This is a genomic window from Lacrimispora sp. 38-1 (genome assembly GCF_049890855.1).
Classification (GTDB): Bacteria; Bacillota; Clostridia; order Lachnospirales; family Lachnospiraceae; genus Lacrimispora.
Genome location: NZ_JBANEW010000052.1, coordinates 97,060 through 120,150, shown reverse-complemented (window position 1 = coordinate 120,150; position 23,091 = coordinate 97,060). Strand labels below are relative to the sequence as shown.

At 44.8% G+C, this 23,091-nt stretch carries 21 protein-coding genes; 18 read left to right on the top strand and 3 right to left on the bottom strand.

Translation table 11 applies throughout. The features are described from left to right. Positions 1–94: 94 nt before the first annotated feature. From V7D18_RS12190 to V7D18_RS12160, 7 genes are all read left to right on the top strand, one after another. Positions 95–3,907: an EAL domain-containing protein gene (locus V7D18_RS12190; RefSeq protein ID WP_426154546.1), complete on the top strand. Its 3,813-nt coding sequence runs from the start codon at positions 95–97 to the stop codon at positions 3,905–3,907. A 76-nt stretch (positions 3,908–3,983) separates the two neighbouring features. Next, complete coding sequence (locus tag V7D18_RS12185; protein ID WP_426154545.1) at positions 3,984–5,192, top strand: pyridoxal phosphate-dependent aminotransferase; 1,209 nt, start codon at positions 3,984–3,986, stop codon at positions 5,190–5,192. Then, complete coding sequence (gene hisC, locus V7D18_RS12180; RefSeq protein WP_426154544.1) at positions 5,189–6,247, top strand: histidinol-phosphate transaminase; 1,059 nt, start codon at positions 5,189–5,191, stop codon at positions 6,245–6,247. Before V7D18_RS12185 ends, hisC begins: the two co-directional genes overlap by 4 nt. A 48-nt stretch (positions 6,248–6,295) precedes the next feature. Further along, positions 6,296–7,423 (top strand): sporulation integral membrane protein YtvI, encoded by a 1,128-nt coding sequence (gene ytvI, locus V7D18_RS12175; RefSeq protein ID WP_426154543.1) that lies wholly within the window; start codon positions 6,296–6,298, stop codon positions 7,421–7,423. Between the two features lie 30 nt (positions 7,424–7,453). Then, positions 7,454–8,413: a GH25 family lysozyme gene (locus V7D18_RS12170; protein WP_426154542.1), complete on the top strand. Its 960-nt coding sequence runs from the start codon at positions 7,454–7,456 to the stop codon at positions 8,411–8,413. Between the two features lie 11 nt (positions 8,414–8,424). Next, positions 8,425–9,792 (top strand): MATE family efflux transporter, encoded by a 1,368-nt coding sequence (locus V7D18_RS12165; protein ID WP_426154541.1) that lies wholly within the window; start codon positions 8,425–8,427, stop codon positions 9,790–9,792. 56 nt (positions 9,793–9,848) lie between these two features. Further along, entirely contained in the window at positions 9,849–10,238 is a 390-nt protein-coding gene (locus tag V7D18_RS12160) for a NifB/NifX family molybdenum-iron cluster-binding protein (RefSeq protein ID WP_426154540.1), read from the top strand. Between the two features lie 78 nt (positions 10,239–10,316). Here the strand turns inward: V7D18_RS12160 and V7D18_RS12155 are convergent, their stop codons facing one another. The 3 genes from V7D18_RS12155 to V7D18_RS12145 are packed head-to-tail and all read right to left on the bottom strand — an operon-like array spanning position 10,317 to position 12,730. Beyond that, a complete protein-coding gene (locus V7D18_RS12155; RefSeq protein WP_426154539.1) occupies positions 10,317–11,102 on the bottom strand; it encodes an ABC transporter permease in 786 nt (261 codons plus the stop codon). 12 nt (positions 11,103–11,114) lie between these two features. Beyond that, positions 11,115–11,918 carry an ABC transporter permease gene (locus V7D18_RS12150; RefSeq protein WP_426154538.1) on the bottom strand — a complete coding sequence of 268 codons (804 nt, stop codon included), beginning with the start codon at positions 11,916–11,918 and terminating at the stop codon, positions 11,115–11,117. An 11-nt stretch (positions 11,919–11,929) separates the two neighbouring features. Next, positions 11,930–12,730 (bottom strand): ABC transporter ATP-binding protein, encoded by an 801-nt coding sequence (locus tag V7D18_RS12145; protein ID WP_426154537.1) that lies wholly within the window; start codon positions 12,728–12,730, stop codon positions 11,930–11,932. A gap of 361 nt (positions 12,731–13,091) precedes the next feature. Here V7D18_RS12145 and V7D18_RS12140 point away from each other — a divergent pair, with 361 nt between their 5' ends. The 11 genes from V7D18_RS12140 to V7D18_RS12090 all read left to right on the top strand — a co-directional run bounded on the left by V7D18_RS12140 (position 13,092) and on the right by V7D18_RS12090 (position 23,019). Continuing rightward, positions 13,092–13,472, top strand: a complete 381-nt coding sequence (locus V7D18_RS12140; protein ID WP_426154536.1) for an ArsR/SmtB family transcription factor — start codon at positions 13,092–13,094, stop codon at positions 13,470–13,472. Between the two features lie 41 nt (positions 13,473–13,513). Beyond that, complete coding sequence (locus tag V7D18_RS12135) at positions 13,514–13,738, top strand: cation transporter (RefSeq protein WP_426154535.1); 225 nt, start codon at positions 13,514–13,516, stop codon at positions 13,736–13,738. 15 nt (positions 13,739–13,753) lie between these two features. Next, on the top strand, positions 13,754–15,631 hold the full coding sequence (locus tag V7D18_RS12130; RefSeq protein ID WP_426154534.1) for a heavy metal translocating P-type ATPase: 1,878 nt from the start codon (positions 13,754–13,756) through the stop codon (positions 15,629–15,631). 222 nt (positions 15,632–15,853) lie between these two features. Further along, positions 15,854–17,191 (top strand): type I glutamate--ammonia ligase, encoded by a 1,338-nt coding sequence (gene glnA, locus V7D18_RS12125; RefSeq protein ID WP_426154533.1) that lies wholly within the window; start codon positions 15,854–15,856, stop codon positions 17,189–17,191. 43 nt (positions 17,192–17,234) lie between these two features. After that, the gene (locus tag V7D18_RS12120) at positions 17,235–17,783 is read left to right on the top strand and encodes an ANTAR domain-containing response regulator (RefSeq protein WP_426154532.1); all 549 of its coding nucleotides are present in this window, start codon (positions 17,235–17,237) and stop codon (positions 17,781–17,783) included. Between the two features lie 15 nt (positions 17,784–17,798). Continuing rightward, a complete protein-coding gene (dapF, locus tag V7D18_RS12115) occupies positions 17,799–18,611 on the top strand; it encodes a diaminopimelate epimerase (RefSeq protein ID WP_426154531.1) in 813 nt (270 codons plus the stop codon). Positions 18,612–18,627: 16 nt separating this feature from the next. Continuing rightward, positions 18,628–19,857, top strand: a complete 1,230-nt coding sequence (locus V7D18_RS12110; RefSeq protein WP_426154530.1) for an LL-diaminopimelate aminotransferase — start codon at positions 18,628–18,630, stop codon at positions 19,855–19,857. Positions 19,858–19,991: 134 nt separating this feature from the next. Further along, complete coding sequence (locus V7D18_RS12105) at positions 19,992–20,447, top strand: Lrp/AsnC family transcriptional regulator (protein WP_426154529.1); 456 nt, start codon at positions 19,992–19,994, stop codon at positions 20,445–20,447. A gap of 80 nt (positions 20,448–20,527) precedes the next feature. After that, positions 20,528–21,310, top strand: coding sequence for an N-acetylmuramoyl-L-alanine amidase (locus V7D18_RS12100; RefSeq protein ID WP_426154528.1), 783 nt, complete (start codon positions 20,528–20,530; stop codon positions 21,308–21,310). A gap of 127 nt (positions 21,311–21,437) precedes the next feature. After that, positions 21,438–22,082 carry an HAD family hydrolase gene (locus V7D18_RS12095; RefSeq protein WP_426154527.1) on the top strand — a complete coding sequence of 215 codons (645 nt, stop codon included), beginning with the start codon at positions 21,438–21,440 and terminating at the stop codon, positions 22,080–22,082. Positions 22,083–22,116: 34 nt separating this feature from the next. Continuing rightward, positions 22,117–23,019: a DUF368 domain-containing protein gene (locus tag V7D18_RS12090; protein ID WP_426154526.1), complete on the top strand. Its 903-nt coding sequence runs from the start codon at positions 22,117–22,119 to the stop codon at positions 23,017–23,019. Positions 23,020–23,091 lie beyond the last annotated feature (72 nt).

Sequence of the window (23,091 nt, the reverse complement as noted above, 5' to 3'; positions counted from 1 at the left end):
TGTTAACGTGTTGACGAAAACAGCGTTTTCATACTATAATATACCTTAATTTAGTTACTGCATAAAAGATATATTGCAGGAGAGGCGGGAGCTTATGAAGCGTATGTCGTGTGAAAACGGAGAAGCTGGTATTTACATAATTGACCAGGATTACAAGATTGTATATCTCAATGATATGGCAAAATTATATTATCCGGATTTACAGGTAGGAATGTACTGCTATCAGGGAATAGGAGTTGTATCGGATCCCTGTAAGGACTGCCCGTGGATTGATGAGAACAGCGGTCATGTGATTCGTTATAATGCTGCCACTCAGACATGGATGGCGGTGTCCTCCGGAATGATTGACTGGCCGGGCAGTGAAAACAGCAGGCTTATTATGTCCCGGCCTGTGGATGAAAAAAATAAAAATATGTTCTACCATCTTACAGAGACGACGGTATATGATGGACTGATTGAACTGAATTTTTTATCGAATACTTATAAGGTTCTTTTTCATGAAAATGATAAACTGGATTTATCGCCTGAGGAAGGACGGCTGGACCAGATTCTGACAGAAGCATTGAATTTTATGGTCCACCCGGATGAAAAGCAGAGCTTTGAAGAGTTTTGGGATTTATCTACAATGGCCGACCGCTTAAAGAAAAGCGGGAGGGTATTAAAGGGAGAGTTCCGCAGAAAGATGCCTGGTGACGGATACTGCTGGGTAAACCTGATTCTGGTTCTCTTCCGCTGCCGGGATGATTTGGATACCATTATCATGTGTTATATCCAGGATATCGATGAGAGAAAGAAAAAGGATGAGGAAGAAGAAAAGCGGCTCAGGGTGATAAGAGAAGAGACCGATTCCATGACCGGTCTTTACCGCTACGGCCCATTCTTTGAGAAGGCTGACCAGCTGTTAAAGAAACCCGATTCCACCGGCTTTTTTATGGTTGCAATCGATATTGAACATTTTAAGCTGTTTAATGAGTGGTATGGAGAAGAGGAAGGGGACCGCTTTTTAATAAGAATCGGGGATTACTTAAAAGAGATTGAGAAATTTTACTCCTCTGTCGCCGGTTATATGGGCGGAGATGATTTTGTTATTCTCATTCCGGAAGATTTATCCGTGCTGGAAGAACTGGAGGATGTAATTAACGTATATGCCAAGCAGTATGGCGGTAATGCAGGGTTTATGCCTGCTTTTGGTGTGTACCGGGTGGAGGATTTAAGTCTTCCTGTCAGCATGATGTACGACAGAGCTGCCATAGCGCTTAATTCCGTAAAGGGTAATTATACGAAGCGTGTGGGCTGGTACGATCCCGGAATGAAACGGAAGATGGAAAGCGACCAGGTTCTTCTTTCTGAGATTCAGAGAGCCCTTGAGAAAAAGGAGTTCATATTCTATGCCCAGCCCCAGTGCAACATGCTGACCGGCAGGATTATAGGTCTGGAATCCTTAGTCAGATGGCAGCATCCGCAAAAAGGTATTATATCACCCGGAGAATTCATTCCGCTGCTGGAGCAGAACGGTTTTATTACATATCTGGATGTGTATGTCTGGGAACTGGTATGCAGACAGTTAAATACCTGGATCAAAGCAGGGCGGCGTCCCATCCCAATTTCCGTCAATATGTCACGCATGGATATTTATGCTATTGACGTGGTTGAGAAGTTTAAACAGCTGGTAAGCCGCTATGAGATTGATCCCAAGTATCTGGAAATCGAGATTACGGAAAGTGCATATGCGGAAGACTATGATCTGATCCGGAAAGTTGTGGAGGATCTGCGAAGGGCCGGCTTCCCTGTATTTATGGACGACTTTGGAAGCGGATATTCATCCTTAAATATGTTAAAGGATGTGAATGTGGATGTAATCAAGATCGACACCAAATTCCTTGATATGAATGAGAACAGCAAGGGCAGAGGCATGGGAATCTTAGAAACCATTGTCCGTATGGCCAGAGTGATGCAGTTAAAGGTCATAGCAGAGGGTGTGGAAGAAAAAGAACAGGTGGATTTTTTGATTAATATCGGCTGTATTTACGGACAGGGCTTTTATTATCATGAACCTCTTCCTGTTGATGTACTGGAAAAGCTGCTGGAAGAAGACAACAATTTAGATTACAGAGGAATCCAGGCACGCCAGCTAAAGCAGCTGAAACTGGAAGATCTGTTTAATGAAAATATTATCAGTGAAGCTATGCTTAATAATATGCTTGGTGCCATTGCGCTCTATGAGATCTTTGAGGACAGCTGCGAGATTCTCAGGGTGAATGAAGAATATTACCGTGTAACCGGAGACAATCCCATTGATATGGAAGAGCGGAAACGGTATGTGTTAAACAAGGTTTACAGAGAGGATATGGACTGGGTTCTTAATATCTTTGAAGAGGCATACAATAACCCGCTGCAGGGCGCGGAAGGGACATTTAGGCGTTACCGTAACAGCGGAGAACTGATGTGGGTGCATCTTCGCGTCTTCTTTTTGCGGGAACAGGATGACCACCGCCTTTACTATGGGGCGGTAAGGGATGCGACAGAACAGATGGAGCAGAGGCAGAAGCTCAAAGACTCCCAGAAGATGCTGAGAGATGTATTAAAGATTGCAGGCAGGAATATTTCGTTTAATAATATTGCTGAAGAGAATCAATGGGCAGCAAGCGCCATTTTTGCCCAGATGGCACCGGGAGGCCTGATAGGAGTCTACTGCGATAAGGGACTTCCTCTGTATTTTGCCAATAATGAGATGCTTCGCATTTTAAATTATGATTCCTACGAGGAATTTACCAGAGAAGTTGACGGCCTGGGACGAAACCTCCTTCACCCGGAAGATTTAAATATGATACAGGGGCATTCGCTGCGCTTTATGGCCCCTGGCATGGAATATACCTTCCGCCACCGAATGAGAAAGAAGGATGGAACATGGCTGTGGATGGTGGCGAAAGGCCGGGTGGTACAGGCAGAAGACGGCAGGTTTGCAATTGTAAGCGCCTGTATGGATATTACCGATACGGTACTGGCACAGAAGAGACTTCAGGAAGCCAACAGGACCCTGCGGTTTAAGAATGATGAGCTGGAGTTTTTAAGTTCCGGAATGCTGGGTGGATATTACCGCTGCAGAAAAACGGAAGACATGGAGTTTTTGTATACAAGCCCCCGTTTTCTTGAAATACTTGGCTACAGCAGCAATGAGCTGGCTGAGCTGTTCCAGAATCGGCTTTTAAATATGATACACCCGGGTGATAGGGAAAAAATCAGGCTCATGACTGAAACTTTAAGTCCGGATGAGAGTTTAAAGGGTGTGGAATACCGTATCCTGACACGCAACGGTTACAAATGGATTCTCTGTCACTCCAGACTTTCTGTAAAATCAGGGGACAGTTTCCTTTATGGAGTTATGCTGGATATTGAAGAGCTTGGCGAGCTGTACAGCCAGGTGGAAGAATGCAGAACTCCCATGCTGCCGGAGGGGGTACGTTTATTCCAGAACCGTGAGGCGGCAGTGGGAAGAATGCAGAATTATTTATCACGCCACAGATTCTTAACCTCAGGTCTTGTTTTGTTTTCATTCAACAGTGAAAATGCAGATGCTGCCGGGATGAAGTATGCCAGACAGTCATTTCTTGAACAGGCACTGTTTATGAAACGGTTTTTCAGAGAAGATGACATTATGTGTCTGGATGGTGAGTATGAAATTCTGATTTTGTGCCGGAACATCAGAGAAGAGGATATAAAAATAAAATGCAGGCGCATTTTAAAGGAACTAAGATACCAGATGATGAGCCAGGCGTCAAAAGCACTTCTTCCTGTCCGGGCGGGGATGACTGTTATACGGGTACAGGATGAAGACTTTGAGGAATGCTACGCCAGAGTGAGAGCTTCCCTGTTAAATACGGCCCTCAGTACAGATCAGGAATTGTAAATTAAGAATGGACCTCTTTTTTCATATGTGTTATAATCCACGTAAACCATTTCAGGATAAAGGAAGGAATAATGATATGATAGCAGACAAGATGAGACCCCTTGTAGAAAACAATTCCGCCATCCGCGCCATGTTTGAAGAAGGAAAAAAGATGGCCGCTGAATATGGTGCAGAAAACGTCTATGATTTCAGCCTTGGAAATCCCAATGTACCCGCACCGAAATCAGTAAAACAGGCAATCATTGATATTATGAACGAGGAAGAATCAACCATGGTTCATGGATATATGAGCAACGCTGGTTTTGATGATGTGAGGGAAGTGATTGCAGCTTCCATCAACCGGCGGTTCGGGACTCATTTTCATGGGGGCAATCTTCTTATGACGGTGGGTGCAGCCAGCGGCCTGAATGTGATTTTAAAAACCATTCTGGATCCTGGCGATGAAGTGATCGTGTTTGCACCCTATTTTATGGAATACGGTTCTTACGTACGCAATTACGACGGTGTACTTACGGTTATTCCGCCCAATACAGAAACTTTTCAGCCAGGTCTCCTGGATTTTGAACGAAGTATAACGAAAAGGACCAAGGCTGTAATCATAAATACGCCCAATAATCCGACAGGAGTGGTATATTCTTCTGAAACCCTGCGGCAGATCGGAGCCATTCTGGAACGGAAAGAGAACGAGTATGGGACTTCCATACTCCTGATTTCAGATGAGCCCTACCGGGAGCTTGCATATGACGGTGTTGAGGTTCCTTATGTGACGCTTTTTTATAAGAATACGGTCGTCTGCTATTCTTACAGTAAATCCTTATCTCTTCCAGGGGAGAGAATCGGATATCTGGTGATTCCGGATGAAGTGGAGGATTCAAAGGCTGTGATTGCCGCAGCTGCCATTTCAAACCGTGTACTTGGCTGTGTCAATGCTCCGTCTCTGATGCAGAGAGTGATTCTGCGCTGTGTGGATGAAAAAGTGAACTTGTCTGCTTATAATAAAAACCGTGAACTTCTTTACAACAGCTTAAAAGAATACGGCTTTCCGTGTATTAAGCCGGAAGGAGCATTTTATCTGTTTATAAAGACTCCGGAGGATGATAAGAAGTTCTGTGAATTTTGCCAGAAGCACCGGGTTCTTCTGGTGCAGGGAAGTGCTTTTGCATGTCCTGGTTATGCACGTATCGCCTATTGTGTTTCTTATGAACAGATTGAACGTTCGCTTCCGGCATTTAAAAGGATTGCACAGGAATATGGACTTACAGCCGTTAAGGAGGACTTAAGATGAGAGCATGGCAGGCCAATATCCGGGCGGTGACCCCTTATGTTCCAGGTGAACAGCCAAAGGGAGAGCACTTAGTGAAACTGAATACCAATGAAAACCCCTATCCGCCTTCTCCGTTTGTAAAAAAGGCTATGGATGAGATGGATTACGATAAGTTCCGCAAATATCCGGATCCTGCATCCGCAGTTCTGACTAAGGCACTTTGCGAATATTATCGGATGGAGGAAGATGAGATTTTTGTGGGAGTCGGTTCCGATGATGTCATCGCCATGTCATTTCTGACATTTTTTAATTCTCAGAAACCAGTCTTATTTCCTGATGTGTCTTACTCGTTTTATAAGGTATGGGCGGAGTTATTTTGCATTCCTTATGAAACACCTGCTGTTGATGAGAACTTTCTCATTCATAAGGAAGATTATTACAGAGAGAATGGGGGAATCATATTTCCTAACCCCAATGCGCCTACAGGTGTATTTATGCCGTTAAGTGAAGTGGAAGACATTATTGCCCATAATCAGGATTCCGTTGTGATTGTGGATGAAGCTTACGTTGATTTCGGCGGTGAAAGTGCTGCCGGGCTGATTAAAAAATACGAAAATCTTCTGGTAGTGCAGACCTTCAGCAAATCCCGGTCCATGGCAGGAATGCGGATCGGATATGCCATGGGAAACAAAGATCTGATACGGGCTTTGAATGATGTGAAATATTCCTATAATTCTTACACCATGAACATGCCTTCCCAGATTCTGGGAGCGGAAGCAGTGAAGGATGACGGCTATTTTAAAGAAACCATTAAAAAAATTATAACTACAAGAGAGAAAGCGAAAAAACGTCTCAGTGAACTGGGATTTACTTTCCCGGATTCCATGGCGAATTTTATATTTGCCAGCCATAAGGAGAAAAAAGCGGAGGATATTTATCTGGCACTGAGAGAAAAACAGATTTTCGTTCGTTACTTTAAACAGCCAGGGCTTGATAATCATTTAAGGATCACCATTGGGACGGATGAAGAGATGGAAAAGCTTTACGATTTCCTGGAGAAATTTCTTTTATCATAGTATTTATCACTTGGGCTTTTGGGGGTATCATAAAGGCAGGAGATAAGCATGGAATATGTAAAAAAATATTGCAGAATCATTTTGAATATTATAATCCCTATCGTGTTCTTTTATTTCATCTGTGTGTGGGGACCGAGAATACTGAATTTTTTTCTTCCTTTCGTAATCGGCTGGGTGATTTCGGTGATCGCTAATCCGCTGGTGCGTCTGCTGGAGAAAAGACTGAAGCTTGTGAGAAAGCACAGTTCTGTTCTGATTGTAGTTGCAGTACTGGCTCTGATTATTGCGGCTTTTTATTTTCTCATATCCAAACTGGTTAGCGAAGCAGCGGGATTTGTGGAAGATATCCCCCTTTACTACGAATCGGCCTGGGTAGAAGTTCAGAAAATGCTCTTAATGGCGGAAAACGTCCTGCGTTTTCTCCCTGAGGGGGTTCAGGACTCAGTGAATGTATTTGTAACGCATATCGGCGAGTATTTAAATGTCATGGTACAGAAAATCGCATCTCCCACCTTTATGGCTGCGGGAAATGTGGTAAAGAGTATCCCTGCGGCATTGGTTTACATCGTTGTAACCATATTTTCTTCCTATATATTTATCGTGGACCGGGATAAGATTCTTACATTTGTAAAACGGTATATGCCTAAGGGGTTTTCGGGATATTATCATTATCTTAAAAAAGACGTAAAGCATCTGGTGGGAGGTTATTTCCTGGCACAGTTTAAAATTATGTTTATTATCGCCGGTGTTCTGGCAGCGGGCTTTCTGGTTTTGGGAGTGAAGTATGCACTTTTGCTTGCGGTTCTTATTGCAGTACTTGATTTCCTTCCCATACTTGGAACCGGAACCATCCTGATACCGTGGGCATTGCTGCGGATCGTTTCGGGAGAGTACGCCTTTGGAGTCGGTCTGATTGTGATCTATGTTCTGACTCTGGTATTAAGACAGATCATTCAGCCGAAGATCGTAGGCGATACCATGGGGCTGGACCCGTTAATGACATTATTATTTTTATATCTGGGCTTTAAAATAAGCGGGATCGCCGGTATGATACTTGCTGTTCCCGTAGGCATGCTGATCATCAATATTTATAAATTCGGTGCATTTGACCGGTTCTTATACAGCGTGAAGACCTTAATTCATGATGTGGATGCGTTCCGGAAAGAGAAAGATTAAACAGATTAAAAGCAGTAATTGGAGGATACCATGAAAAAAAACATAAGATTGAGGATTGCCGCGTATCTGGTTGCCTGTCTTATGGCTTCTGAGGCATTTGCAACCCCTTTAAATGGTTTTTCGGCAGAAGCCTGGAAACTGGAAAACGGACAATATATTGATGCATCCGGTAATCCCATTACAGGAGTTCTGGAAAAGGGAATCACAGTAACCAAATACCAGAACAGACAGAATGAGGCAAACGGTGGAATTGACTGGAAGAAGGTAGCGGAGGACGGGGTTTCTTTTGCCATGGTGCGGATTGGCTACTTAAATGATATGGACCCGTATTTTTCCGAAAATATGAAACATGCTTCGGAAAACGGGATCAAGACCGGCGTGTTCTTCTATACACAGGCTCTTGATACGCAGACTGCAGTGGAAGAGGCGAAGTACGTGCTTCGTCAGGTAAAGGATTACCGGATCTCCTACCCAATCGCTTATGATGTGGAATCCCAGTATCTTCTTGATAATAAACTTTCCAGACAGCAGATTACGGATAACATCAATGCATTCTGCAAAACCATTTCAGATGCAGGCTACCGTCCCATTGTATACGCAAACAATAAATGGCTGTCACTTCATATTGATATGAGCCAGGTTCCTTATGATGTATGGTATGCCAGATACGGAACCGTCAATGAATGCCAGAACAGGACCATCTGGCAGTGTACGGATAAAGGAAGGGTGGATGGTATCGAAGGAGATGTTACCATTGAATTGTCCTTTGCAGATTATGGCGCTCTTATTCCGGCAGATGGATTTAAAACCATTGACGGAGAACGGTACTACATGAAAAACCATGAAAAACAGACCGGCTGGATCCAGACAGACGGGAAATGGTATTATCTTGATTCGAACGGCATCATGGTTCATGATAAAACCATGGTAATCGATAATGTCTCTTATACATTCGGTTCGCAGGGAGAGATAACAAATCAGACAAGATAACGGAGTTACAGGTGAAAACAGAAAACGATTTAAATTCAGATCATATAAAAGGGCTGGTATGGAGGCTTGCGGTTCCCTCCATGCTGGCTCAGTTTGTCAGTGTTTTATATAGTATTGTAGACCGTATGTATATCGGAAATATCCCAAAGATCGGGGAAGCCGCCCTGGCAGGAGTTGGAATCTGTGGTCCTATTGTAACCTTGATTTCTTCTGTTGCTTTTTTAGTGGGCGCAGGCGGATCACCGCTTATGAGCATTCGTCTGGGAGAAAAAAACCAGAGAGCTGCCAGACAGATTCTTGCCAACTGCTTTTTGCTCTTACTCTTTTTTTCTCTTTTCATAATGGCTGTTTCTTTTCTGCTTAAGGACCGCCTTTTGGTGTGGTTCGGTGCTGGAAAGACAGTATTTCCTTACGCAGATCAATATCTTTCCATCTATCTCACCGGGACGGTGTTCGCTTTGTTTTCCACAGGATTAAATCCCTTTATTGTATGTCAGGGGTATGCCAGGACAGCCATGAAATCCGTTGTTTTTGGGGCCGTGAGTAATATTATCCTGGACCCGCTGTTCATTTTTGTGTTTGGACTGGGGGTAAGGGGGGCCGCAATTGCAACCGTGATATCCCAGATGATATCCTGTATCTATGTTCTCCGGTTCCTTTTTGGAAGAACTCCGCCCATTCAGATAACCTTTCAGGGCTATGACCTGGAAGTTGTAAAGAGAATTCTGACATTAGGCCTTTCTCCTTTCCTTATTATTGCATTTGACAATGTACTCATCATATCCCTCAATACTGTGATTATGCATTACGGCGGGGAGGGAAACGGAGAGAAGCTGCTTACCTGTATGACCATTGTTCAGAGCTTTATGCTGATGGTAACCATGCCGTTAGGCGGAATTACAACAGGAACCCAGACAATCCTTGGCTTTAATTTAGGGGCAGGGAGGCCGGGAAGGATCAGACAGGCAGAACGGTATATTGCATTTCTTGCGGTTGGTTTTACCACTGTGATGTTCATTCTTGCACATACGGTTCCCCAGTTCTTTGTACATATTTTCACAAGAGACCAGTCTTATGTGGATTTAACTGTCAGAGGAATAAAGGTCTATACCATGGGAATTATACCTCTGGCACTTCAGTATGTAATTGTAGACGGATTTACCGGTCTGGGAGCTGCAAAGGCGGCAATCTCTCTTTCCATGTTCAGAAAAACAATTTTCCTGATTGGGGCAGTAACGCTGCCGGCATGGTTTGGCGTCAATTATATTTTTTATACGGAGCCTATATCGGATTTCATCAGTGTAACCGTGTCCATGGTGGTTTTTACAACATTATTTGGACGAATTATTAATAACAGGGCAAAAGTTATTGACGTATGATCAAAATGATTTTATGATATCCTTAATACGAAATAAAAGAAACAGGAGGTCATTGAATGAAGATAGCGGTAACTTATGACAGAGGAAATGTATTTCAGCATTTTGGACAAACCACACAGTTTAAAATCTATGAGGTGGAAGATAAAAACGTGGTATCACAGGAAATCAAAGATACCAATGGAGACGGACATGGCGCACTTGCAGGCTTTTTAACAAGGCTGGGTGTGAAGACTCTGATCTGCGGAGGAATTGGTGCAGGAGCGAGAAATGCTTTGTCTGATGCAGGCATCCGGCTATATCCGGGAGTGGAGGGGAATGCAGATGAGGCAGTGAGTTCTCTGCTGTCAGGAAACCTTAAATTTGATCCGGATACTCTTTGCGATCATCATCATGAAGGAAGTGAAGAGCACGAATGCGGTCATCATGGAGAATCCTGCGGACATTAATTTTATAATTGAAAAAGACAGATATGGTAATGCATCCGTATCAGCCATAAAAGGGCTGAACGGATGCATTTTCTATGATCAGGAACCGGTGGACTGGTAGTGTCTCAGCCCGAAATTCCATAAAAGGAATGCAGGAATCAGGGAGAGTGCACAGCAAAGCGGAAGCAATACGAACCAGGCATTCTCTGATTTGCCTGTGAGATATAACAGGGGATAATACTGGAATAAGGCAAAGGGGACCAGCCAGGTGCAGATAAAAAGTACATTTTTTCCATAAATGCCTATGGGATATTTCCCGTATTCCCTGGCGCCGTCTGTAAATACATTCATAAATTCCAGCCCCTCCAAAGTAAAAAAGCATAAGCATGCGAAAATTAAGTAGATGGCAGCAAAGACGCAGATTCCTCCAAGAATCATGAGCACTACAAGGAGGCAGCGAAGGGGTGTCCAGGATATGGAACTGGAGGATATTCCGTAAATCAGCATGACAACAGCCTGTAGAAGACGTCCGAAGCGGGTTAAGTCGATCTTGCTGCACAGAACCAGAAACAGACTGTTTTTTGGACGGAGGAGAATACGGTCAAATTCTCCGTTTCCAATGATGGTCTCAAAGGTATCCAGACTCCGGAATATGGTTTCTGCCAGTGTAAAGGCCATCAGAGTAATGGAAAAGCACAGCAGTACCTCACTGTAAGAAAAGCCCTTCACCTGATGGAAACGGGTCATCATAAAGTAGACTCCTAAAAAGATATTAAAGGAGATTAAAAACTGACCAGTTATTGTCATGAAAAATGAAACTTTGTGCTGCATCATGCTTTTTAAATGCATAAGAAAAAAATTTACATAAAGCCTGATTAAATTCATGAGATTCTCCTTTCAGCCTCCCTGTATGATAACCCGTTTTAATGCCCGTTTTTCCAGAAACCGTCCGATGAACACAAATGCAAACAGCCAGAATACCTGTTTTATGATGCTGTTATACAGATCAGGTCCTGTTAAATCGCCGCCAAAGATCCGGAAAGGAACGTTCTGTGCAGAGGCGAAGGGAAGAAATTCTACGATTTTCCGTACATGGCCGGGAAGAAAGGGAATGGGTATGACAGCTCCTCCTAAAAATTCTGCTAAAGAAGTAATGACCAGCTTGATCCCCTGTGAGGAAACGGTGTAAAACACGGACATATAAACAATCATGTTGAAAGCTACGATGAGAAGCAGTCCCAGTGTCATGGACAAAAGAGTGATTGCCCAGGTTGTCAGATCCCCCGGCAGGGTGAGCCCGTAGGGAGCTGGAAGAAACCAGGAGAAAAGGAGGATCGGCATGCAGCGCAGCACTGCTTTTGAAAGCCGGACTGCCAGCCCTCTTACAAACCACATGTTATAAAGGCGGACCGGTCTGCATAATTCATAGGCCACATCTCCTGTTGCGATGGAATTAAAAAGCTCCGATTCCCAGAACCAGACCATATACAGCGCCAGAAATGCCTGCTGGAGCCACACATAAGTGGAAAGTGCTTGAAAGGTCATGGGGAAGCTTTCCGGAGATGCTTCATAGAAGGCCTTAAATAAAAGGATTTCCATGGCTCCCCATACAAACTGTGTCACCATGCCGGACACAGCGGCGGTGCGGTACTGAAGTCCCCTGATAAACCGGATGCGGAAAAAAGACCAGTATTTTTTCATCCTGTTCCCTCCTAAATCTCAAATTCCCGGTAAAGGGAAGCAACAATCTCATCTAAGGTGGCACATGGGGGTTCACAGCGGGATTTTAGATCTGAGAGAGTTCCGTCCAAAAGCAGCCGGCCTTTCCCGATCAGCAAAACCCTGTCTGCAAGGGCATCAATGTCCTGCATGTCGTGAGTGGTAAGAAGAACCGTGGTTTTATGAATCCGGTTTAACTTTCTGATAAAGTCCCGGACTGCAAGCTTGGAAACTGCATCAAGTCCAATGGTGGGTTCATCAAGAAAGAGGATCTTTGGGGTATGGAGAAGAGATGCTGCAATTTCACAGCGCATGCGCTGACCGAGAGAAAGCTGTCTTGCCGGAGTCTTTATGATCTCTTCTAAAGCAAGAAGTCTGGTGAGCTCTTCCAGGGTAATTAAGTATTGGTGTCTGGGGATGTCGTAGATGTCGCGGAGCAGTTCAAAGGAATCAATAACAGGAACGTCCCACCATAGCTGGGTACGCTGCCCGAATACAACGCCGATATCCTTTACGTGTTCCTTCCGGTCCTTCCATGGAATCCGGCCGTTAATCAGGCAGGTTCCGTTATCCGGAGTCAGAATTCCGCTTAAAATTTTGATGGTGGAGCTTTTTCCGGCACCGTTGGGGCCAATATAGCCTACCATCTCTCCGTCTCCGATGCGAAAGGAGATGTCTGAAAGAGCATGGACCGTGTCGGTCTCCCTGTGAAAAAGCGCCTTTACCGCATTGGAAAATCCGGCACTTCTTCTTGCGACTTTAAAAGTCTTGTTCATGTGTTCCACTTGAATCATATAAATTCCTCCTGGCAGTAATATTTGTGAACGTTTCATTCCGGCAGCGGGCAGCTCCTACCCTGGCAGGCGGGAGATCTGTCATAACTGGTCAGAACGTCCTAATATCTTTCCAAGCGGTCAGTGCAGGCAAAATCGCCAGCACAGCTCTCCGGAATTCCTTTCCGGGGACTCTACCGTGGTTTCAATATTCTCTTTTCCTGAATTTGAGATGTGAGTTTAGATATGGAAAAGGAATTATAGTCTATCACCGCAGGAAAAAACTGTCAATAGTTTGGCAAAAGGTACTTGACAAATAAAATAAAAATGATAATATAAACATATGAACAGATATTCATATATTAATATAAGGAGGTTCCAGATGGCAGAAGAAAAACGAGTCATTCAGGACGGTGAGATAGACCAGTGTGATTTTATCTGCGTTCATGAGAATGTTGTGAATCAGGTTTTAAAAGTAATGCCCAAAGACCAGCAGCTGATGGATCTTGCAGATTTCTTTAAAATATTCGGAGACCCGACAAGAGTGAGAATTCTCTATGTACTCAGCCAGTCACAGATGTGCGTCTGTGATATTGCCAATCTGCTTCAGATGGGGCAGTCGGCTATTTCCCATCAGCTTCGTGTGTTAAAGCAGATGCGGCTGGTGAAATCCAGACGGGAAGGAAAGACGGTTTTTTATTCCCTGGCAGATGGTCATATTGAAACAATCCTGGCTCAGGGAATGGAGCATATCAGCGAATAAGAAATTCGTAATAAAATATAGGAAAAAGGAGAGGATAAAACATGAAAAAAATTATTAAATTAGAGGGCCTTTGCTGTGCAAACTGTGCGGCTAAAATCGAAGAAGAGGTAAAAAAATTAAGCGGTGTTGAAAACGCCTCCTTAAGCTTCATGACTCAGAGATTAACCATGGAAGTAGAAGAGGCAAGAGTGGATGAGATCATGGAAGCAGCCAGAAAAACAGCGTATAAGATTGAGCCGGAAGCAGAATTTAAAGTACTTCGGTAAGCAAAAGGAGCAGTTATGACTAAAAAACAGAAAATTATGGGAATCAGGCTGATAATCAGTGCCGCATTCTTTGCTCTTGCCATGGCAGCTGAGGGAAGAAGTTACTGGTACTGGATCCTGTTTATTATTTCTTATCTGGCAGCAGGCTATGATATTCCCTTAAGAGCGGTGAGAAATATCAGAAACGGTCAGTTTTTTGATGAAAACTTTCTGATGTCTGTGGCAACCTTTGGTGCAATCGGAATCGGGGCTCTGGAAGAAGCTGTCGGTGTTATGCTGTTTTACCAGATCGGTGAACTGTTTAACGATTATGCAGTGAACAGGTCAAGAAAATCCATAACGGATCTTATGGACATTAATCCGGAATATGCCAATCTGCTTCGTGACGGTGTAGAAGAGAAGGTTGATCCCTATGAAGTGGCTGTTGATGACATCATTGTAGTAAAGCCGGGAGAGAAGGTGCCGCTTGACGGTATCGTGGTTAAGGGCAGCAGTAGTCTTGATACCAAAGCACTGACTGGTGAATCCATGCCTGCAGAGATAAAGGAACAGGATACCGTTATAAGCGGATCCATTAATTTAAACGGTGTTCTGGAGGTAAAGGTAACCAGACAGTTTGATGATTCCACCGTTGCTAAAATCCTGGAACTGGTGGAGAATGCCAGCTCCAGAAAGGCAAGGGCAGAAAATTTCATTACCAGATTTGCAAGGGTATACACTCCGGTAGTCGTAGTGCTTGCTGTTTTACTTGCTGTGATTCCGCCCCTTTTTAACGGTGACTGGGGAACCTGGATTTACCGTGCCTGCAGCTTTTTAGTTGTTTCCTGTCCCTGCGCACTGGTCATATCGGTTCCGTTAAGCTTTTTCGGAGGGCTTGGAGCCGCCTCCAGTCAGGGAATCCTTTTAAAGGGCAGCAACTATCTGGAAGCTATGGCAGACCTTGATACGGTGGTATTTGATAAAACAGGGACTCTCACAACCGGAAAGTTTCAGGTTACCAGCGTGGATCCTCTGGAAGGAACAAAGGAAGAGCTGTTAGAGCTGGCCGCATATGGAGAATTCCATTCCAACCATCCAATTGCCCAATCAGTGAAAGAAGCTTATGGAAAGCCACTGGATCAGTCAAAGGTGGGGACAGCAGAAGAACTTGCAGGATTTGGAGTAAAAACAACCGTTTATACACAGAATAAGGAAAGAGAGCTTTATATCGGGAATGCCAGACTCATGGAGAAGCAGAAGATCGCTGTAAACGCTGCAGATTCGGCGGCAGGAACCACGCTTTATATAGCAGATAAAAACACTTATCTCGGTTCTGTAACCATATCAGATACCATCAGGGAAGACGTACCAAAGGCATTAAAGGGCTTAAGGGCAGCAGGAGTGAAAAAGCTTGTGATGCTTACCGGCGATAAACCGGAAGTGGGAAAACTGGTGGGAGAAAAGCTTGGACTTGATGAGGTTCACGGAGGTCTCCTCCCTGGTGATAAAGTGGGAAAAGTGGAAGAACTGCTGACAAAGAAACATAAGGATGCAGCGCTGGCGTTTGTGGGAGACGGAATCAATGATGCTCCGGTTCTCGCCCGTGCAGATGTGGGAATTGCCATGGGTCAGATCGGTTCCGACGCAGCCGTTGAAGCAGCTGATGTGGTAATCATGACCGACGAGCTGACAAAGCTGGTTGATACGATCCTGATTGCCAGAAAAACAGTGGCCATTGTGAAGCAGAATATTATCTTTGCCATAGGCGTAAAGGTGCTGATTTTAATCCTGTCAGCTGCAGGAATTGCCACCATGTGGGCAGCTGTTTTCGGTGATGTGGGGGTATCCGTACTTGCTATCTTAAATGCGGTCCGGGCTCTCCGGTATCAAAGCAGGAATGAAAAAACACATTGACAAAATTTTTTCCAGCTGTTATATTTTACACATATGACGGGGTGGTGCGAAGATGGTCCATTGTAGTGAGGCTGTGTTTGCCCACCCCATTTTCTGGTATTATTTTCTATAGGAACTTCGTTCCCCATAGAGCAGAGACGCTCCGCAAGGATCGCATAAGTGGCGGAGAGTCCCGATAAATCCGGGGCTCTTTATTCAATCATGAGAAAAGGAGAGTGTTTTATGAGCAAGTATAGCAAAGAAGATATTTTCCGCATTGTGGAAGAAGAAGATGTGGAATTTATCCGTCTTCAGTTTACGGATATATTCGGCATGCTGAAAAATGTGGCAATCACAAAGAATATGCTGGGAAAAGCACTGGAAAACCGCTGTATGTTTGATGGTTCTTCCATAGAGGGCTTTGTTAGAAGTGAAGAATCTGATATGTATCTCTATCCGGATCTGGATACCTTTGAGATATTCCCATGGCGTCCCCAGCAGGGGAAAGTTGCAAGACTGATGTGCGATGTACACTGCCCGGACCAGACTCCTTTTGAAGGAGATCCCAGGTTCGTAATGAAGAAGGTACTGAAAAAAGCCAGTGACATGGGCTTTGTTTTTCATGCAGGTCCGGAATGTGAATTCTTTCTCTTCCATATGGATGAGGAGGGACGTCCAACCACGGATACTCACGAAATGGCCGGCTATTTTGATGTGGCTCCCATTGACCAGGCGGAGAATGTCCGCAGAGACATGATACTCACTCTGGAAGAGATGGGCTTTATGATTGAGGCCTCCCATCACGAGATCGCACCAGGACAGCATGAGATTGATTTTCAGTATGCAGAAGGCATGGTGACAGCTGATAACATTATGACATTTAAGATGGCAGTCAAGGCCATTGCAAAGCGCCACGGACTTCATGCCACCTTTATGCCAAAGCCAAAGGCAGGAGTCAATGGTTCCGGCATGCACATTAATATGTCCCTTTCTGATTTATCAGGCAAGAACATGTTTGAAGATAAAGAGGATGAGCTGGGGTTAAGCCAGACTGCATATCAGTTTATGGCGGGAATTCTCCATCACATGAAGGGAATGACGATTTTAACCAATCCGCTGGTCAATTCCTATAAACGTCTTGTTCCCGGATACGATGCTCCGGTTTATGTGGCATGGTCTGCCCGTTCAAACCGCAGTTCTCTGATCAAGATTCCATGTGCAAGAGGGGAAAGTACCCGGATCGAGCTGCGCAGCCCGGATTCTGCAGTAAATCCCTATCTGGCCCTTGCAGCCTGTCTGGCAGCAGGTCTTGACGGCATAGAAAAGAAGATGGCTCCGCCGGAAAGCGTGGACTGCAACGGTTATTCCATGTCTGTGGAGGAGATGGCTGCAAAGGGAATCGAGCAGCTGCCTGAGACACTGGGAGAGGCCATTGAAGCGTTCCGTAAGGATTGGTTTATGAAGGAAGTTCTGGGCGAGCACATTTATACCAAATACCTGGAAGCAAAGGAAGCCGAATGGCGTGTGTTCCGTGCACAGGTAACGGACTGGGAAGTGGAAGAATACTTATACAAGTATTGACAGATTTAAGTTCCCTGATACTGTTATCTGGAGGTGAGAGTGTTTGACCAATGTGATTGTGGCATTTTCAAAGGCAGAGGATGCGAAAAATATAAAGAATATTCTTATGAAAAACGGCTTTACGGTCTCGGCAGTCTGCACCTCCGGCGCTCAGGCAGTGAACAGTGCTGATGAACTGGGCAGCGGAATCGTGATATGCGGCTGCAGATTTGCAGATATGGTGTATCAGGAGATTTATGAATGTCTTCCCAAAGGGATGCTGATGCTTCTTGTGGCATCTCCCAGCCAGTGGAGCGGCAGAGCGCCGGACGATGTGGTCTGTCTTGGACTGCCCTTAAAGGTTCAGGATCTTTTAAGCACCATAGAGATGATGATGGAATCTCTGGCAAAAAGGCGGAAGAAATTAAAGAGCCAGCCAAAGGAAAGAAGCGGAGAAGAACAGGAACTGATTAAGCAGGCCAAGGAACTTTTAATGGAACGAAACCATATGACAGAAGCAGAAGCACACCGTTACATTCAAAAGTGCAGCATGGACAGCGGAACCAATATGGTGGAGACTGCCCAGATGATCATGAGCCTTATTAATATTTAACAGTGGGGGATTAAGATGAAATTTACTAAAATGCAGGGAATCGGAAACGATTATGTGTATATTAACTGCTTTGAAGAATCAGTTGAGAATCCGGCAGAGCTTTCAAAATTAGTCAGTGACCGGCATTTCGGAATCGGATCGGACGGCCTGATTCTGATCTGTCCGTCCGAGGCAGCTGACTGCCGTATGCGCATGTTTAACGCGGACGGTTCAGAGAGCCCCATGTGCGGCAATGGAATCCGATGCGTGGGAAAATATGTGTTCGACCATCATCTGGTTGAAAAGACAGAGTTTGATGTGGAAACCGGTGCAGGAATCAAGCGTTTAAAAGTGACGGAGGAAAACGGAAAGGCAGTTCTTTTAACGGTAGATATGGGCATTCCCAAGGTGACCAGCCTTGTTCCGGAACCAATCTGTGTGAATGGCACGGATTATGAATTTATAGGAATTTCCATGGGAAATCCCCATGCAGTTTACTATATGGATGACATTGACAGTCTGGATTTAGAGTCTGTCGGGCCTGGATTTGAGAATCATGAGCGTTTTCCTGAGCGTACCAATTCTGAATTTATTCAGGTTATGAGTCCCGAGCACATCCGCATGCGGGTGTGGGAGAGAGGAAGCGGGGAGACGTGGGCGTGCGGTACTGGAGCTACAGCCAGCGCTGTCGCTTCCGCGCTATGCGGACGCACCGGCAATACGGTTGAAGTATCTTTAAAAGGCGGAAATCTGACCATTCACTGGGACAGAGAGGGGAGCGGTCATGTGTTTATGACAGGTCCTGCTGTGGAAGTGTTTGAGGGAGAGTTCGACATAAATAATCTTTAAAAAACAGGAGGAACCTATGGTTAAGATCAATGAAAACTATTTAAAATTACCCGGAAGCTATCTGTTTTCCACCATTGCAAAAAAGGTAAATGCTTATATAGAGGCAAATCCCGGTAAAAAGGTGATTCGACTTGGAATCGGTGACGTAACACAGCCCATTGTTCCGGCAATTATTGAGGAGCTTCACGGGGCCGTGAATGAGATGGGAGCAGCGGAAACATTTCATGGATATGCACCGGATCTTGGATACGGTTTTTTAAGAGAACTGATTGCCGGTGAAGATTACATCGCAAGAGGCTGCCAGATATCGCCTGATGAGATCTTTGTATCTGACGGAGCAAAGAGCGACTGCGGAAATATTCAGGAGATTTTTGACCAGAACTGTAAAATTGCAGTTTGTGACCCTGTTTATCCGGTTTATGTAGATTCCAATGTCATGGCTGGAAGAACCGGTGAATATGATGAAAAGACCGGTAAGTGGAGTAACGTCATTTATATGCCGTGCACAGCCGAGAATCATTTTGTGCCGCAGCTTCCAGAGGAGATCCCGGATCTTATTTACTTATGTGTTCCAAACAATCCAACAGGAACCACTCTTAACAGAGACCAGTTAAAGGTATGGGTGGATTATGCCAATGAAACAGGAGCAGTCATTCTTTACGACGCGGCCTATGAAGCTTATATTGCTCAGGATGATGTACCTCATACCATTTATGAGATAGAGGGAGCAAAGACCTGTGCCATTGAATTCCGCTCATTTTCAAAGAATGCCGGTTTTACCGGTGTGCGCCTTGGCTTTACCGTAATCCCCAAATCACTGGAGCGGGGAGGGGTCATGCTCCATTCCTTATGGGCAAGACGCCACGGAACCAAGTTTAACGGCGCTCCCTACATTATTCAGAAAGCTGGTACAGCGGTTTATTCCAAAGAGGGCAGGGCTCAGTTAAAAGAGCAGGTTGCCTATTACATGAGAAATGCAAAGGTGATCTATGACGGTTTGAAAGAAGCGGGCTGTGAAGTTTACGGAGGTGTCAATGCTCCCTATATCTGGTTAAAGGTGCCGGAAGGAATGACCTCCTGGGACTTCTTTGACCGGCTTTTGGAGGAAGCCAGTGTTGTCGGAACACCTGGCAGCGGATTTGGTCCAAGCGGGGAAGGGTACTTCCGGCTTACTGCGTTCGGAACCTATGAAAATACAGTGGAAGCCATTGAACGGATGAAAAAGATGCCGTCCTTAATAAAATAAATGTTGACAAGTATTTGATAATTGGTTATGATATTGATAAGAAAAGATTAATAAGGTTTAGGCTTAATTTGTTAGAACAAAAGCGTTCAGTACTTTGGTGGTACTGGCGCTTTTTTTAATTCAAGGAGGAAGATATGGACGATATTGATAAGAAAATAGTGCAGACACTGCAGAAGAACGCCCGGGCATCTTTAAAGAACATAGCAGAAAATACCTTTTTGTCTTCGCCTGCTGTTTCCTCCAGAATTGAAAAGCTGGAGCGGGAAAAAATTATTACCGGGTATCATGCATCAGTGGATCCCATGAAGCTGGGGTATCATATCATTGCGTTTGTGAATCTGGATGTGTCACCAGTGGATAAAATTCAGTTCTATTCCTACATGGAATCCATACCCAATGTATTGGAATGCAATTGCGTGACGGGAGATTATTCCATGCTGATTAAGGTGGCATTTCAAAGCACCATGGAGCTGGATATTTTCATCGGACAGCTTCAGAAGTACGGAAAGACCAGTACCCAGATCGTCTTCTCCACTCCGGTTGGACCAAGGGGCGTGGATGTTATGGCGGAATTAGGAGAAAATGATTAAATCATGGTCTGAAACATGGTACGGAGAACACTTCTTTTACATACTTTATAGAATAGAGGTATGTGAAAGGAGTTTTTCTTTTGGCTGAGAGAAAGATCGTGGTAATAGATGCCGGTCACGGCGGTGCGGACCCGGGTGCATCCTATATTGAGCGGCAGGAAAAAGATGATAACTTAAAACTTGCGCTTGCTGTCGGGAAGATCCTTGCAGACAACGGAGTTGATGTCAGGTATACAAGAACTGACGATACCTATAATACTCCCCTGGAAAAAGCCATGATGGCCAATGATGCGGAAGCGGATTTATTTGTTTCCATTCACCGCAATGCCATGCCGGTTCCAGGAACCGGATCTGGAGTTGAGACCGTTGTTTTTGAAAACAAAGGCGTAGAGGGAATGCTTGCTAAGAATATCGGTGAAGCCCTTGGTGCTGTTGGATTTACCAATTTAGGAACGGTGGAACGCCCGGGGCTGGTAGTGCTGAGAAGAACAAAGCTTCCCTCTGTCTTGGCAGAGGTTGGATTTATAGATAATGAAGCAGATAATTATCTTTTTGATGATCACTTTGAGGAGATTGCCCAGGCCATTGCCAGTGGTATTTTAAATACCATACAGCAGCAGGAAGAGACCCAGATCCAGTATTATCAGGTACAGACCGGTGCTTTCCGGGTGCGTTCTCTGGCAGAAAATCAGGCTGATATATTAAAATCCCAGGGATTTCCTGCATTTGTAGTTTATGAAGACGGATTATACAAAGTTCGAGTCGGCGCATTCCGAAATATGGACAATGCGGTTAAGATGGAGCAGGCTCTCAGGCAGCTGGGGCACAGCACATTTATGGTGAAACGCCCGGCTGTATATTGAGGTTTGGAGGGCGGCCGGAAGGTATGAAAAAGAAGCATATCTTCCGGCTGTCTCTTTTTCTTTGACTTGACAAGATGCTTCTTTTTGTCGTATGGTCTTATTCAGAATGAGCACAGAGGAGAGAATTATGATTAAGGCAGTGATATTTGATATGGATGGCGTTATTATTGACAGCGAGGGTGTGTATCTGCAATATCAGCTGGAGTTTGCAAAAAAGAAAAATCCCGATGTGAGGCTGGAGGATCTGTATCCAATGGTGGGAGCAACGAAACAGGAATGCTGGGAGGTAGTGGAACGGGCAGTTTCCAATGGACAAACCTGGGAAGAGTTAAGAACAGAATTCCGCCAGAGGGATATCTATGGTGAGATTGATTACCGCAGCATTTACCGAGCGGAGGTAACTGATACATTAAAGCAGTTAAAACACGCAGGTTTCCGTCTGGCGCTGGCGTCCTCCACCCATTTGGAGCTGGTGGAACGGGTTCTTAAGGAAAATGGAATCCGGGAATATTTTGAGGCAGTGGTGAGCGGAGAGCAGTTTAAAAAGAGCAAACCCGATCCGGAGATCTATTTGTATACGGCCGGACAGCTCCGGTTAAAGCCCGAAGAATGTCTGGCTGTGGAGGATTCCACCATTGGAATAACAGCTGCACACAGGGCAGGGCTTCAGATTGCGGCAGTGATTGATACAAGATATGGATTTGACCAGAGTCTTGCGGATTATAAGCTGAATCAGGTAAAAGATGTATTAGAAGCGGTAAAAGGGGCATAGGATTGGATATACGGATTAATGCAGGAGGCATTGCTTGAAGTATATCGGTGAGCTTTTAAAAGGTGTGATTATTGGTGTGGCAAATATACTGCCTGGCATCAGCGGCGGGGTACTGGCCATCACCATGGGTGTCTATGATAAGATCATCCATGCAGTAAACCGGCTTTTTAAGGAGCCGGCGAAAAGTATAAGGCTTCTCCTTCCTTACGGAATCGGTGCAGTTGCAGGCATTATTTTTCTGTCGCTGGTGTTTGAATATCTGTTTCATACCTATCCCCTTCAGACGAAGCTGTCATTTCTTGGATTAATCGGAGGAGGCCTTCCGGCTCTTTCCCGCAAAGCTTTTTCCGGAAAGAAAAATGACTTATGGAAAGGGATTGTAACTGCCGGTATTACATGCAGTATCGTAATTTTAATTACATATTGGGCAGAGACGGTGATCGCTTCCGGCCATAGCGGAGAGAGCTTTGCCATGGCATCAGGAGCGGAATATTTATCGTCAGGGAAATACTGGGGTGTGACTCTTTTTGCAGTGGGGCTTCTGGCAGCCGCTACCATGATTGTACCGGGAGTAAGCGGTTCAATGGTTATGATGATGCTGGGTTTTTATGAGCCTGTTTTACAGACGAACAATGATTGCATCAGAGCAGCCTGTGCTCTTGATTTTTACAGTCTTATGAAAAACGGAATGGTATTGTTCCCGTATTTTTTCGGCATGCTCACTGGTGTTCTTTTATTCGCCAGGGTGGTGGAGCGTCTTTTGACTCTTTATGAACACCAGATGTACCGGGTGGTCATTGGCCTGGTGATTTCCTCACCCTTTGTAATTTTATGGGATGTGCCTTGGAAAACAGTGGAAATTTATGAACTTCTGGGAGGAATTGCACTGGCGCTCTTAGGTTACGTTGCTGCAGATCTGCTGGGAGGAGAGGGGTAAGTGATTTCCTGAAATAAAAAGGAGAGGGATATTCGTCGGATACAGATTCTGCATCTGACGGAATATCTCTCT

Excerpts from the sequence above, each read along its gene's own strand:
- hisC (WP_426154544.1), top strand. The coding sequence starts at position 5,189 with ATGAGAGCATGGCAGGCCAATATCCGGGCGGTGACCCCTTATGTTCCA.
- V7D18_RS12130 (WP_426154534.1), top strand. The coding sequence starts at position 13,754 with ATGACTAAAAAACAGAAAATTATGGGAATCAGGCTGATAATCAGTGCC.
- V7D18_RS12190 (WP_426154546.1), top strand. The coding sequence starts at position 95 with ATGAAGCGTATGTCGTGTGAAAACGGAGAAGCTGGTATTTACATAATT.
- ytvI (WP_426154543.1), top strand. The coding sequence starts at position 6,296 with ATGGAATATGTAAAAAAATATTGCAGAATCATTTTGAATATTATAATC.
- V7D18_RS12110 (WP_426154530.1), top strand. The coding sequence starts at position 18,628 with ATGGTTAAGATCAATGAAAACTATTTAAAATTACCCGGAAGCTATCTG.
- V7D18_RS12135 (WP_426154535.1), top strand. The coding sequence starts at position 13,514 with ATGAAAAAAATTATTAAATTAGAGGGCCTTTGCTGTGCAAACTGTGCG.
- glnA (WP_426154533.1), top strand. The coding sequence starts at position 15,854 with ATGAGCAAGTATAGCAAAGAAGATATTTTCCGCATTGTGGAAGAAGAA.
- V7D18_RS12095 (WP_426154527.1), top strand. The coding sequence starts at position 21,438 with ATGATTAAGGCAGTGATATTTGATATGGATGGCGTTATTATTGACAGC.
- V7D18_RS12170 (WP_426154542.1), top strand. The coding sequence starts at position 7,454 with ATGAAAAAAAACATAAGATTGAGGATTGCCGCGTATCTGGTTGCCTGT.
- V7D18_RS12150 (WP_426154538.1), bottom strand. The coding sequence starts at position 11,918 with ATGAAAAAATACTGGTCTTTTTTCCGCATCCGGTTTATCAGGGGACTT.
- V7D18_RS12105 (WP_426154529.1), top strand. The coding sequence starts at position 19,992 with ATGGACGATATTGATAAGAAAATAGTGCAGACACTGCAGAAGAACGCC.
- V7D18_RS12140 (WP_426154536.1), top strand. The coding sequence starts at position 13,092 with ATGGCAGAAGAAAAACGAGTCATTCAGGACGGTGAGATAGACCAGTGT.
- dapF (WP_426154531.1), top strand. The coding sequence starts at position 17,799 with ATGAAATTTACTAAAATGCAGGGAATCGGAAACGATTATGTGTATATT.
- V7D18_RS12155 (WP_426154539.1), bottom strand. The coding sequence starts at position 11,102 with ATGAATTTAATCAGGCTTTATGTAAATTTTTTTCTTATGCATTTAAAA.
- V7D18_RS12185 (WP_426154545.1), top strand. The coding sequence starts at position 3,984 with ATGATAGCAGACAAGATGAGACCCCTTGTAGAAAACAATTCCGCCATC.
- V7D18_RS12145 (WP_426154537.1), bottom strand. The coding sequence starts at position 12,730 with ATGATTCAAGTGGAACACATGAACAAGACTTTTAAAGTCGCAAGAAGA.
- V7D18_RS12160 (WP_426154540.1), top strand. The coding sequence starts at position 9,849 with ATGAAGATAGCGGTAACTTATGACAGAGGAAATGTATTTCAGCATTTT.